This is a genomic window from Amycolatopsis sp. NBC_00348 (assembly GCF_036114655.1).
In the GTDB taxonomy this organism is placed as follows: domain Bacteria; phylum Actinomycetota; class Actinomycetes; order Mycobacteriales; family Pseudonocardiaceae; genus Amycolatopsis.
The window spans coordinates 8,375,782-8,388,432 of the sequence record NZ_CP107994.1 but is presented as its reverse complement, the minus strand read 5'-3'; the positions used below and the strand labels follow the sequence as shown (position 1 = coordinate 8,388,432).

General features: G+C 70.6%; 10 protein-coding genes. 5 read left to right on the top strand and 5 right to left on the bottom strand.

The genetic code is table 11. The features are described from left to right. Window positions 1–67 precede the first annotated feature (67 nt). The 5 genes from OHS58_RS37210 to dnaA form a co-directional block, all read right to left on the bottom strand. Complete coding sequence (locus OHS58_RS37210) at window positions 68–571, bottom strand: DciA family protein (RefSeq protein WP_247059652.1); 504 nt, start codon at window positions 569–571, stop codon at window positions 68–70. Window positions 572–815: 244 nt separating this feature from the next. After that, entirely contained in the window at window positions 816–1,970 is a 1,155-nt protein-coding gene (gene recF, locus OHS58_RS37205) for a DNA replication/repair protein RecF (protein WP_326945429.1), read from the bottom strand. Window positions 1,971–1,992: 22 nt separating this feature from the next. After that, entirely contained in the window at window positions 1,993–2,883 is an 891-nt protein-coding gene (gene gnd, locus OHS58_RS37200; protein ID WP_247059649.1) for a phosphogluconate dehydrogenase (NAD(+)-dependent, decarboxylating), read from the bottom strand. A 34-nt stretch (window positions 2,884–2,917) separates the two neighbouring features. After that, a complete protein-coding gene (gene dnaN / locus OHS58_RS37195) occupies window positions 2,918–4,051 on the bottom strand; it encodes a DNA polymerase III subunit beta (protein WP_247059647.1) in 1,134 nt (377 codons plus the stop codon). Window positions 4,052–4,918: 867 nt separating this feature from the next. Continuing rightward, on the bottom strand, window positions 4,919–6,529 hold the full coding sequence (dnaA, locus tag OHS58_RS37190; RefSeq protein ID WP_247059645.1) for a chromosomal replication initiator protein DnaA: 1,611 nt from the start codon (window positions 6,527–6,529) through the stop codon (window positions 4,919–4,921). 606 nt (window positions 6,530–7,135) lie between these two features. On the opposite strand from dnaA, the gene rpmH reads away from it, so the two are divergent. Genes rpmH through OHS58_RS37165 form a run of 5 tightly spaced genes read left to right on the top strand, consistent with a single transcriptional unit; the run spans window position 7,136 to window position 9,836 of the window. Beyond that, entirely contained in the window at window positions 7,136–7,279 is a 144-nt protein-coding gene (rpmH, locus tag OHS58_RS37185) for a 50S ribosomal protein L34 (RefSeq protein WP_247059643.1), read from the top strand. 21 nt (window positions 7,280–7,300) lie between these two features. Further along, a complete protein-coding gene (gene rnpA, locus OHS58_RS37180) occupies window positions 7,301–7,735 on the top strand; it encodes a ribonuclease P protein component (protein WP_247059642.1) in 435 nt (144 codons plus the stop codon). A 5-nt stretch (window positions 7,736–7,740) separates the two neighbouring features. Further along, complete coding sequence (gene yidD / locus OHS58_RS37175) at window positions 7,741–8,076, top strand: membrane protein insertion efficiency factor YidD (RefSeq protein ID WP_326956449.1); 336 nt, start codon at window positions 7,741–7,743, stop codon at window positions 8,074–8,076. 5 nt (window positions 8,077–8,081) lie between these two features. Continuing rightward, window positions 8,082–9,245, top strand: a complete 1,164-nt coding sequence (gene yidC, locus OHS58_RS37170; RefSeq protein ID WP_328645530.1) for a membrane protein insertase YidC — start codon at window positions 8,082–8,084, stop codon at window positions 9,243–9,245. Window positions 9,246–9,275: 30 nt separating this feature from the next. Then, window positions 9,276–9,836 (top strand): Jag family protein, encoded by a 561-nt coding sequence (locus OHS58_RS37165; protein ID WP_326956451.1) that lies wholly within the window; start codon window positions 9,276–9,278, stop codon window positions 9,834–9,836. The last annotated feature ends 2,815 nt before the right edge of the window (window positions 9,837–12,651 follow it).

Here is a 12,651-nt window from a genome sequence, read left to right as displayed (position 1 = left end):
TCTTGACGTATTTCAGCGCGTCTGGATGCGTTCTCGGGGCATTCAACCGAGCAACGCGCAACCCGGGTCAGCCGTACGTGTCACGCGGGCCGCGACCCGACACGTGCCGGGGCCCTTTCCGCCAGCTCGGGGCCATCGGACCCTGGATCCGCATGCGCTTGACCACGCCGTTTCCGACCCCCGCCGCGATCTTGGCCAGCAGCTTTCCCTGCAGCAACCGCAGCTGGGTGGCCCACGCCGTGGAGCTGGCGCGGACCGTGAGCTCGCCGTCTTTCAGCGCGACCGGCTGGGCGTGTTCCGCGACGTCTTCGCCGACCAGGCGCGCCCACTGCGCGAAGACGCGGGCGCCGGAGACGCTCTCGTTCCAGCCGCGGTCGCTGACGAGCCGCGAGACGAGCCGGCCGAGGGGCTGGGGATCACGCGCGTCCGCACCCGGTCCCGACCAGCGGCGGCGCCGGGGGTTCTGTCCGCTACTGGCCACGCGGCGGCGCTGCCCCGGCGGGACGCCCCGCTCCTTGGCCTTGGCTTTCGCGGCCTCGAGCGCGGCGTGCGCGAGGTCCCGGCCCGTCATCGCCGCCCCGTTCGGAGCAGTGGGGTTCTCACTCTGCGTACTCGGCGTGGCGTTCCCGGCCGGGTTAACCCCCTTGAGGGGGGTGTCAAGCGGCCGATCCGGCCTTTTGGTCACGCGCGGCGATAACCCGGGTACGGGTTTATCCACACTGTCCACAGGTTTGTCCCCAGATCGGTGGGTAACTCCTGTGTCAGCGGTCACACCGGGTGGTCGAGTCGATCTTGGCGCGCCTTTTTTGCGCTGTTCAGCCACGCGTGACCTCACCATCCGCCACCACGAACCGGCTCCCCGCCAGCTCGCTGGGCACGTCTTCGTCGACGGCGGCCGTCACCAGCACCTGCTCGGCGCTCGCGGCCACCTCGGCCAGCCGGGCCCGGCGCTTGCGGTCCAGCTCGGCGAACACGTCGTCGAGCAGGAGCACCGGCTCACCCGCCTCCCCGCGCAGCAGCTCGTAGCTGCCGAGCCGGAGGGCGAGCGCGAACGACCACGACTCGCCGTGGCTCGCGTACCCCTTGGCCGGCGCCTCGCCCAGGATCAGCTCCAGCTCGTCCCGGTGCGGGCCGACCAAGCTGATCCCCCGCTCCAGCTCGGCTTTGCGAGATTCACCGAGCGCTTTGAGCAAGACGTCCTTCAGGACATCGGGTTGCGCCCGCTCGCCGTCCGGTACGCCGTACGTCTCCGGCAGCCCTTCACCCAGCGAAGACTTGTACGAGATCTTCGCCGGCCGGGAGTCCGGAGCGACGCCCATGTACGCCGCCGCAGCGTACGGCCCGAGGTCGGCGACGAGGTTCAGGCGCGCGGCCAGCAGCTCCGCGCCGGCCACCGCGAGGTGGTCGTCCCAGACTTCGAGCGTCGACAGCGCGTACGGGTCCTCACGTCCGGTCCGGCGTTTGCCGGCGGTCTTGAGCAGGGCGTTGCGCTGCTTCAGCACCTTCTCGTAGTCCGCGCGAACCCCGGCGTACCGCGGCGCGCGCAGCACGAGCAGCTCGTCGAGGAACCGGCGTCGCTCGCCAGGGTCGCCCCGCACGAGCGCCAGGTCCTCCGGGGAGAACAGCACTGTGCGCAGGATGCCCAGCACGTCACGCGGCCGGCCGACCGCGCCGCGGTTGACCCGGGCGCGGTTCGCCCGGCCGGCGGTGATCTCGAGCTCGACGGTCAGCTCGCGGTCGTCGTTGACCACCGCGACCCGCACCAGCGCGCGCTCACAGCCGTGCCGGATGAGCGGCGCGTCCGTCGCGACGCGGTGCGAGCCCAGCGTCGCGACGTACCCGATCGCTTCCAGCAGGTTGGTCTTGCCGCGACCGTTCTGGCCGACCAGCACGGTCGGCCCCGGTTCGAGGGCGAGATCGGCCTGGGGCCAGGAGCGGAAGTCGGTGACCTGCAGGTGGCGCAGATACACGTGGTTCCTTCCCGGACGGGACCTACCCGCCGACCTTCTTCACGGCGTGTCCACCGAACTGGTTGCGCAACGCGGCGACCGCGCGCATCGCGGCCGAGTGCTCCTGGCGGGAGGCGAACCGGGCGAACAGCGCGGCCGAGATGACCGGCGCCGGCACCGCGTTGTTGATCGCCTCTTCGAGCGTCCACCGGCCTTCGCCGGAGTCCTCGACGTACCCCTCGAGGTCGTCGAGCTCCGGGTCCTCGTCGAGCGCGCGCACGAGCAGGTCGAGCAGCCAGGACCGGACGACGGTGCCACGCTGCCAGCCCTTGATCACGGCGGGCACGTCGTCGACGACCTTCGCGGCCTCGAGCAGTTCGAAGCCTTCGGCGAAGGCCTGCATCATGCCGTACTCGATGCCGTTGTGGATCATCTTCGCGTAGTGGCCGGCGCCGACGCTGCCCGCGTGCGAGAAGCCTTCCTCACGCGGGCCTTCCGGGCGCAGCGCGTCGAAGATCGGCATCGCGCGCTCGACGTCGGCGGCCGTGCCGCCGACCATCAGGCCGTAGCCGTTTTCCTTGCCCCACACGCCACCCGAGACACCGCAGTCGGCGTAGCCGATCTTCTTCGCGGCGAGCAGCTCGGCGTTCAGCTTGTCGTCGGTGTACTTCGAGTTGCCGCCGTCGATGACCATGTCACCTTCGGCGAGCAGGTTGCCCAGCTCGGTGATGGTCTGCCGCGTCGGGTCGCCGGCCGGGACCATGATCCAGACGATCCGCGGAGCGTCCAGTTTGGACACCAGGTCCTCGAGCGACGTCGTGTCGCTGACGTCCGGGTTGCGGTCGTAGCCGACCACTTCGTGACCGGCCGCGCGCAGCCGCTCACGCATGTTGAAGCCCATCTTGCCCAGGCCGATCAGACCGAGCTGAACCATGAGATCCCCTTACGTACTAACGAAAAATTGTGGGTCAGCCCGGAAGACGGACGGGCATCAGGAGGTAGAGGTAGCCGGGGATGAGGTTGCCCTCGGCGTCGGCCGGCTTGATGAGGGCGGGGCGGTTCGGCGTGGTGAACGTCAGCTCCGCCCGGTCGCTGTGGAGGGCGCCGAGACCGTCGACGAGGTAACCCGGGTTGAACGCGATCGTCACCGGCTCACCTTCGTAGTCGACCTGGAGCTCTTCCTCGGCGCTTCCCTCGTCGTCGCCGCCAGCGGACAGCCGCAGCGTGTTGTCCCCGAACTCCAGTCGTACCTGAGTCCCCCGCTCCGCGACCAGCGAAACTCGCTTGATCGACTCCGTGAGAGCCGACACCTCGATGACCGCGCGCGACGTGTGCGTCGCGGGCAGCAGCTGGCGGTAGGGCGGGAACTCGGCGTCGAGCAGCCGGGTCGTCGTGTAGCGCCCGGAGCCGGACAGGCCGAGCAGGCCCTCGCCGCTGGCGAGCGCGAGCCGGATCGTGGCGCCGCTCGCGCCGAGCGTCTTGGCCGCCTCGGCGAGCGTGCGCGCCGGGACGAGCACCGCGGCGTCGGCCAGGCCCTCGGCGGGCTGCCAGGTGAACTCGCGCATGGCGAGCCGGAACCGGTCGGTCGCGACGAGGGTCAGCGAGCTGCCGGAGATCTCGAGCCGCATGCCGGTCAGCATCGGCAGCGTGTCGTCCTTGCCCGCGGCGACGACGACCTGGGTGACGGCCTGGCCGAACGCGTCGCCGGCGAGCTCACCCGCGAAGGCGGGCTGGGACGGCAGCTGCGGGTAGTCCTCGACCGGCATGGTCGGCAGGGAGAAGCGCGCGCTGCCGCACGTGATCGTGGCGCGGGCGCCGTCGACGGCGATCTCGACCGGCTGGTTCGGCAGGGACTTGGTGATGTCGGCGAGGAGCCTGCCGGACACCAGCAGGCGGCCGCCGTCGGCGATCGTCGCCGGGACGCCCACGGTCGCGGACACCTCGTAGTCGAAACCCGACACGGTCAGCGCGTCGGAGTCGCCGTCGGAACCGGCGTCGAGCAGGACTCCGCCCAGTACCGGCACGGGAGGCCGGGAGGGGAGGCTTCTCGCCACCCACGCGACGGCGTCGGCGAGCCCGTCACGCTCGACGCGGATCTTCATGCGCGCATCCTTTCGACGACCCGAGCCACTCGGCTCGGACAGGGCGACGGGGCCGGCCCGGCCTCGCTCTGGCTTGGGGCAGTGACCGGCTGCCCGCTCCGGCCGGTCCGCCCTCCGCGTCAGCGGCCGGAGCACGGACCAGGTGCAGACATCCACGGTAGGCCGTCGCGGGGGCAGCCGTCACTTCGGCCTCCCCTTGACTTTGTCGACTTGACGACAGTCTCTCGCGGTTGTCCCCAGATTCGTCCTCCGCCTGTTTTTATCTTTTTCTCTCTTAGAAGAGATCTAAAAGGCAGTAGCAGTAGTAAGTCCTGTGGATTGTGTGGATTGAGGTCGTTCGCGCAGGTGGGAGTGCTTGCGGGCATGTGGAGAACCATGGTGGTGGATCTGGGGACAGATCGGGCCGTCCGTGGACAACTTCGAGCGGCCCCGGATCCGTCCACAGTTGTCCCCAGTTATCCCCACGGTTGTCCCCAGGTGTGGGGCCTTCTGTACCCAGGGTCTGGGGGTGCGCGGCACGGTCCGGATCGCTCTTCCGGGTGATCGGGCCCTCCTGTGCACACAATGTGGGCAACCTGTGGAATCAGCGTGGACAACGGTGTGGATTTCTTGTGGATCACCTGTGGGCGGGGTGTGGACGGATTCCGGGTCGTCGCTGGTGGGAGATCCGCGGACGCTGTGGGCAAACTGCCCACACCATGGGGAAACTTCCTTGTGTACAAACAATTTTCGCGACTTTGCGAAGCGTGCGTACGTGCGCTTCGCTGCTTCGCGGGCCTAGGCGTGCTTCAGGCAGTCCAAAGACGACTCAGGGGCGCCCACATCGCGTGGACGCCCCTGAGTCGTTGGGAGGTAAGGAAAGCCGGGCTACTGGCGGGCGCGCTGCTTGATGCGCGACGTCAGCTCCTGCACCTGGTCGTAGATGCGCCGGCGTTCGGCCATCTCCTTGCGGATCTTCTTGTCCGCGTGCATGACGGTCGTGTGGTCGCGGCCGCCGAACGTCTGCCCGATCTTCGGCAGCGACATGTCGGTCAGCTCGCGGCAGAGGTACATCGCGATCTGGCGGGACGTGGCGAGCGCCTTCGTCTTGCCCGGGCCGCACAGGTCGTCGAGCGAGACGTCGAAGAACTCGGAGATGACGCCCATGATGGTGGGCGCGGTGATCTCCGGGGCGTGTGAGTCGGGGATGAGGTCGCGCAGCACGATCTCGGCCAGCCCGGCGTCGACCGGCTGCTGGTTCAGCGACGCGAACGCCGTGACCCGGATCAGCGCGCCTTCGAGCTCCCGGATGTTCGCCTCGACGCGCGAGGCGATGAACTCCAGGACGTCACCCGGTACCGCGAGCCGGTCCTGCGCCGCCTTCTTGCGGAGGATCGCGATGCGCGTCTCCAGCTCGGGCGGCTGGATGTCGGTGATCAGGCCCCACTCGAACCGCGTCCGCAGCCGGTCCTCCAGCGTTTCGAGGCGCTTGGGCGGGCGGTCGGAGCTGACGACGATCTGCTTGTTCGCGTTGTGGAGGGTGTTGAAGGTGTGGAAGAACTCTTCCTGCGTACCTTCTTTACCCTCCAGGAACTGGATGTCGTCGACGAGCAGGATGTCGATGTCGCGGTAGCGGCGCTGGAAGGCGACCTTGCGGTCGTCGCGCAGCGAGTTGATGAAGTCGTTCGTGAACTCTTCGGTCGAGACGTACCGCACGCGCATGCCCGGGAAGAGCCGTTGCGCGTAGTGGCCGACCGCGTGCAGCAGGTGCGTCTTGCCGAGCCCGGACTCGCCCCAGATGAAGAGCGGGTTGTACGCGCGGGCCGGCGCTTCGGCGACGGCGACCGCGGCCGCGTGCGCGAACCGGTTGGACGCGCCGATGACGAACGTGTCGAACGTGTACTTCTCGTTCAGCTTCGTCTTCGACGTCTGCGGCTGCGCCGGCGCGGTGTAGGGCTGGCCGGCGATCGGCTGCCCGGAGAACGTGGGCCAGATCTCGTGGACGGCGGCGAGCGCTTCGCCCTCTTCGTCGACTTCCTCGTCGGTGTCGTCACCGTCGTCGGGCTTCGGCCCGGCGGACTGGTGGGCCGGCATCGGCGGCGCGGGCTCGGGACGCTGCGGCGGCATCATCGGGCCGGGGCCCGGCATCGGCGCGGGGGCCGGCTCGGCGCTCACGCCGTTTTCCACCCGGGCGGGTGACGGGACGTAGCGCGGCGCGGCGACCGGGGCGAGGGTCTCGGCGGTGTCGACCTTCACGGCCAGCGAGATGGCGCGGCCGAGCCGGCGGGAGAGCGCGTCGGTGATCGCGCCGCGGAGACCGCGTTCGATCGCTTCCTTCGCGAAGTCACTGGGGGCCGCGAGCAGCGCGGTGCCGTCGAGCAGACCGATGGGGCGGGTCACGCGCATCCAGGCACGCTGCTGGGGGGACAGGGTCCCGTCGGACAGTTCGCGTACCACCTGTTCCCAGATGACACCCAGGTTGTGCTGGTGCTCCGACACCTGGCTGGCTCCCCTCCCCTCGACGGCGCGTACGGCCGGATCGGCCCGGGAACGCCCCTGGTCACACCGCCCTATGACCCCCTGCGGACCTGACCGGGTACCGGCACAGCGAATATCCACATAGTTGTCCACAGCTGTGCACTAATGTACGGCGACCCGCGGCGACGCCACCTGCGGGCTCGTCGTAAGCCGGTGGGCACTCCACCACCCGGATACTCGTGCACCTCGACCGGTGACCCGAGAGAGGCACGCTAACAAGCCCCGCTCGCTGCCACAAGGCATCCTGGGCCGCCAGCATTTCATGGTGTACGGCGTGTTGCCATTCGATGCCGCGGCGTCGACGAACGGGCCTCGCGCGGCCCGTCACCGGCGGTGGCGGAGGGGGTGCTTATCGGGCTCCGGGCGGGGGTGCGTACCCTCGTAAGGTCTCCCGTATGCGACGGGCGCGTTTCGCGTGCCCTAGTTGTCGTCGCTCGTCGTGACGAGGCCACACGTTGGTAGGAGACACCAGAGACTGCCGTGCGCCCGCACGACACGCCAGGTGAGAGGGATGACCGTCCCTCTCCGGCGGGTGGGCAGACGACACAGCGACACACAGGAGAAGCAGTGAGCAAGGGTAAGCGGACCTTCCAGCCGAACAACCGCCGTCGCGCGAAGACCCACGGGTTCCGGCTGCGCATGCGGACCCGGGCAGGCCGGGGCATCCTGGCGGCTCGCCGTCGCAAGGGCCGCGAAGCGCTGTCGGCCTGATCCGGCACGTCGGGGCGCGCCGTGCTGCCGGCTGCCGCACGTTTGCGGCGGAGTGAGGATTTCCGCGTGGTTCTCCGTCGCGGATCCAAGGCAGGCAGGCGCCGCCTCGTCGTCCACGCGTTGACCACGGACCCGTCCATGGCCGCCGATGCTTCGTCGGCGACCAGGGCGGGTTTTGTGGTGAGCAAGGCCGTGGGGAACTCGGTGGTCCGCCACCGGGTGTCCCGCAAGTTGCGTCATCTCGTTTCGGCCCGGCTCGGAACCCTGCCCGCCGGCAGTGCGTTGGTCGTACGGGCATTGCCGCCGTCCGCGTCCGCGTCCAGCGCGGAGCTCGGGGCCGATCTCGACGCCGCGCTGCGGCGGCTCGGACTACTGTCGTCGCGCCGTCCGGCCGGGGATGTCCCCAGCCCGACGCGTCCCGCGGACGCGGCCCCCGACCACGGATCAGCGGTGTGACCGGTATGCGAGCCACCCCCGAGCACTCAGTGCACGACGAGCACGACCACGACGACGAGCCCGGGCCCACCCGGCCCGGTCCGGTCGCGTGGGTCCTGTTGCTCCCCATCAAGCTCTACCGCAAGGCGATTTCGCCCTTCCTGCCACCGGCGTGCCGGTTCTACCCGAGCTGCAGCGCGTACGCCGTCGAGGCCCTCACCCGGCACGGCGCCGGCCGCGGCTCCTACCTCGCGGCGCGCCGCCTGCTGCGTTGCGGCCCGTGGACCATGCCCGGCCGCGACCCCGTGCCCGAGACGTTCTCGTGGCGGCACCGACGACCTGAAACACCGATCGAGGAGTAGCAGCAGTGCTCGATTTCATCTACTACCCCGTGTCCTTCATCCTCTGGTGTTGGCACAAGGTCTTCGGGCTCGTCTTCGGGGAGTCGACGGCGATCGCCTGGATCCTCGGCATCATCTTCCTGACGTTCACGGTCCGCGGCATCATGTTCAAGCCGTTCGTGAACCAGGTCCGGTCGATGAAGAAGATGCAGGACTTCGCGCCGGAGATGAAGAAGCTCCAGAAGAAGTACGCGAACGACAAGCAGCGCCAGGCGCAGGAGATGCAGAAGCTCCAGAAGGAGCACGGCGTCAACCCGCTGGGCAGCTGCCTGCCGATGCTGCTGCAGATCCCGGTGTTCATCGGCCTGAACCACGTCCTGCGCGCGTTCTCGATCATGCCGGCGGACGGCAAGCCGAAGACCGAGAACTACTTCTTCACCCAGCACGACGTCGAGTCCTACGTCAACGCGAAGCTCTTCGGCGTCAACCTCGGCGAGGCCGTCTACAACGGTGTCGGCGTCGTCAGCGGGGGCAACGCCGCGAACGTCGGCTTCCACTGGAGCGTGCTCCCGGTCGCCCTGCCCCTCATGATCATCGCGTCGATCGCCACGCACCTCACCGCGCGGCACTCGGTGGCCCGCCAGAACGCCGCGTCGGCCACCTCGCAGACCGCGATCATGAACAAGCTGACGATGTACATCTTCCCGCTCGGTGTCCTCGTCTTCGGTGCGCTGTTCCCGCTCGGCCTCCTCTTCTACTGGCTGGCGAACAACGGCTGGACCCTGATGCAGCAGCGCCTCGTCTACACGAAGATCGACAAGGAAGAGGCGGCTCGCAAGGTGGAGGCCGCGGAGAAGCGCGCGACGCTCGGCCCGAAGCCCGGGCAGAAGCCGACCGCGCCGAAGGTGGGCCAGAAGCCCGTCCAGCAGAAGAAGAACCAGCCCGCCCAGACCGGCTCGCAGAAGAAGGTCACCAAGGCCGGTTCGGCCCACGGCTTCGCGCAGACCACGCCGGCGGAGGCCGCCGCGGCCAAGGCCGCCGAGGCCGCTGCGGCCAAGTCGGACGGCGCGACGGTGGCGGAGGCCACCCCGGTCGCCACGAACGGCCAGAACGGCTCATCGGAGAACGGCACGGGAGTGCCCGGGCTCCTCAAAGACTCGACCAGGAAGTCGGGCCGGAAGCGCCGCTGAGGCGCGACCGGTTCGGAGAGGAGACGAATGATGTCGGAGACGATCGACACGATCGACGCCGATCAGGACGACGCGGCCGCGGGCGCGACCACCGAAGAGGAGACCGAGCAGAAGGCGGGAGGTGGCGACGACGTCCTCGTCCAGGAGGGCGACATCGCCGGCGACTACCTCGAGCGGCTGCTGGACCTGCTCGACTACGACGGTGACATCGACCTGGACGTGGAGGCCGGCCGCGCGATCGTGAGCATCGACGGCGGCGAGGACCTCGAAAAGCTCGTCGGCCCCCGCGGCACGGTGCTCGAAGCGCTGCAGGAACTGACCCGCCTGGCGGTCCAGCAGGAGACGGGCTCGCGCAGCCGCCTCATGCTGGACATCGCGGGCTGGCGCGCGGACCGCCGCGAGGAACTCCGCGAACTCGGCCGTTCGACGGCGGAGTCGGTCCTCTCGAGCGGCGAGCGGGTGCGGCTGCAGCCGATGAGCCCGTTCGAACGCAAGGTGGTCCACGACGCGGTGGCGACGGTCTCGGGCGTCACAAGCGAGAGCGAGGGCGAAGACCCCAAGCGTCGCGTGGTGATCTTCCCGGAGTCCTGACGGACTTCGTTTCAGCGGCCCGTCGGACTTCGGTCCGGCGGGCCGCTTTTTGTGCCCGTGCGGAGGGGTATGGGCGGGGCGGACCTGCCTCGGCGGCGACCGCGGGTACGACGTGACGCTGCCCGGCTCGGCATCGGCTGGGGTGAGACGCGGAGGCGGTCATCCCGTCGTGGATGGGGCACGCCCCGGCTTCAACGGATCCGCCTCCTGGGGCCGCACCCGCGCTGACGTTCGGGGAGGCGCGGCGCCTTCGTCCTTCGGCACGACTCGCCCGCGGCCTCCGCCGGGCGGTCGACCGCCCGGCAGGCGAGCCGACGAAGTCGGCGCTCGCCGGTGACTCGCGATTACAGCCTTCCCGGACGGACAAAGAGGCCGGCCGTTCGGCCCTGCCTCACGGCTACCAGTCCTCTGGCCCCAGCCCAGCCCAGCCCAGCTCAGCCCAGCTCGGCCCAGCCCAGTTCGGCCCAGCTCGGCCCAGCTCGGCCCAGCTCGGCCCGGCTCGGCCCGGCTCGGCCCGGCCTGGCCTGGCCCAGCTCGGCTCAAGCCGGCCCAGCACCGCCTGCCCCGCACCGCCCGCGCTGCTGGAGCCGTACCGTCCTGCCCTACCGCCACTTGCTGCGGTGGCCTCCGCTTCACCTGCTGCGGCCGTCGCGGTCGCGGAAGTGCCGCCGTTCCGTTCTCCGTGCGCCCGCGGGCAAGCTGACCGGCGGACAACACGCCCAGCTGACCCTCGGCCTCGCGCTGGCACCGTTCCGCTGCCGCGCACCGCGACCACCACCGTGCACTTCGCCACCGAGCGGCTCCGCCTAACCACGACGGTCAGGCGCTGCTGCTGTGGGGCGGCTCTCGCCTGCTTGGCGCGACCACCGCGGTCGCGGCGACCGCCGCGGGCCGTTACCGCGAGGCTGCGGGGGCGCCGTGTGCCAGCAGCGGGCGCGACCACTACTCCCACCGGCTGCTGCCACGGCAGCTATGGCCGCCACCCCTTGCCACGGCAGCCACGCCCTCCACCTCATGGCGCAGCCACGCTCGCCGCCTGCCGTTGCGACATCTCGCTCTGCCCGGTGCCGCCGTGGCGTCTCGCTCCGCCCTGCTGCCTCGGCAGCGACCGCCTCACCGTGCACCATGCGTCGGCACCGGCCGCCGCGATCGCCGCCCCGGCACCCTGAGGTCACGGTCTCCCGCTTCGCGTCACAGTCGCGCGAGCGACTGAGGCCGTTCATGTGCCGGTCCCCTCCGCCGCCGCTGTTTGCCGTGATCATCGCTGGGACTCAATCACCCTGCCGCTGTGAACATCGCCGCGGCTGCAGTCACCCGCTGCCGTATGGGCTGCCGTTGCCGCAGCGGTAGTCACTGCGCGGCTGTCGTCGCCCCAGGATCGCCCTGCTTCGCCTCGCCCGTTGTGCTGTCGTGTCTGGACGCTCGGCGTGGCTGGCCCACCAGTCGCACCCGCCAGACCGCGACCTCCCTGACCGGCTGCGCGCGACCGTCACATCTGCCGCGGCCGCCGCCGTGCCCCGGCACGTCACCCTGCCGCCACGTCCCCTCGGGCTGGTTCTTCGCCAGCGTGGCCGCTGCCGCCGTGGCTCCCGCTGCTGTGGCGGAGCGCGGCCTTCGCCGGCCTTGACCCGCCTGCCTTCACCACGGTGACTTGACTGTGTGGTTGTCGCATCGGCTGGGGCCTGCGGTCAGGCCACGCCGCCGCGTGGTTGCCGCCGCCGGGAGTGCAGTCAGCCGTCGCCACTGCCCATCTCTATCGCCATGGCCGCACCCGATCGTGGCCGCAGCCAGCTCGCCTTGCCGGTCGCTCCGCTGCCATGGCTGGTCGCTTGCGTGGCTGCGGACGTGTGCTGCCCCGCAGCGGCTGCGGTCATCCCGCCACCGTGCGATCCATCGCCCACCATCGCCGCCGCCGTGGTGAGTGTGCAGACTGTCGGCCCTCGACGGTCGCGGCTGCGCCCTGACTGGTCGCGTACTGCGGCGATCGCATCTGCTGTAGGCGCCGTGGTCGCCGCGCCACGGGCTGCCGTCCCGCCGCTGCGGTGTGCCTCGCCACCCACGGCCGCACTGCCGCCGCTGCGGCGACACGGCTGTCGCCGGCGTGCCTCGCCAGTCGCGCCTCCGCTCTGGCGGGCCGTGCGCTGCGACCGCGGGCCCCGTCGCCGCAGTCTTGCCGCGGCGGCCGCCACTCCGTTGCCGCGCCTCAGTGTGGCTCGTCACCGCCTCGCTGCCACTGTCCTTCCGTCGTTGCCTCGGCTCCCGCCCTGCCCCGCCGCGGCGCACCCCGCCGGCCGCCCCCCGCCCCGGCGTACCCTGCCGGGCCGCGCCCCCGCCCTGCGCCGCACCGCGCCCCCGCCCCGCACTGCGTCCCGCTGCGCCGCACTGCGCCTTGCCGCGCCCCGCCCCGCCCCACCGCCCCGCGCCCTGCCGCGGCAGGGCGCGGCCGCCGCTACCGCTGCCGCTGCGGGGAACGACCGCTGGCCCGCGACCGCTCGCCTTGCCCCGCCGCCGCTTTGGGGCGTCGGCTGCTGTGGCTGACAGGCTGCTGTGACTGGGGTCGTGTGCACTCGTGGCGGGCTGGGTGACGTTGCCGATGCTGTCGTGGTCGGTCACTGTCGCGGCTCCTGCGGGCCGCGTGCTGCGCAGCCGCTATCCGTGGCTGGGCGCCTGCCGACGCTGGCGTCGGAGGCGCAGCGTCGGTTGCCGCGCTGCCGTGGCTGGTCGTCGTCACGGGGTGATCGTTGAGACGGTCACCGTCCTGTCCTCGGTCGCTCGGCGCCTTGCTGGGTGCGGTTGTGGCGCGGTGGTGGTGCGG

Excerpts from the sequence above, each read along its gene's own strand:
- OHS58_RS37210 (WP_247059652.1), bottom strand. The coding sequence starts at position 571 with ATGACGGGCCGGGACCTCGCGCACGCCGCGCTCGAGGCCGCGAAAGCC.
- gnd (WP_247059649.1), bottom strand. The coding sequence starts at position 2,883 with ATGGTTCAGCTCGGTCTGATCGGCCTGGGCAAGATGGGCTTCAACATG.
- yidD (WP_326956449.1), top strand. The coding sequence starts at position 7,741 with ATGCGAGCCACCCCCGAGCACTCAGTGCACGACGAGCACGACCACGAC.
- OHS58_RS37165 (WP_326956451.1), top strand. The coding sequence starts at position 9,276 with ATGTCGGAGACGATCGACACGATCGACGCCGATCAGGACGACGCGGCC.
- dnaN (WP_247059647.1), bottom strand. The coding sequence starts at position 4,051 with ATGAAGATCCGCGTCGAGCGTGACGGGCTCGCCGACGCCGTCGCGTGG.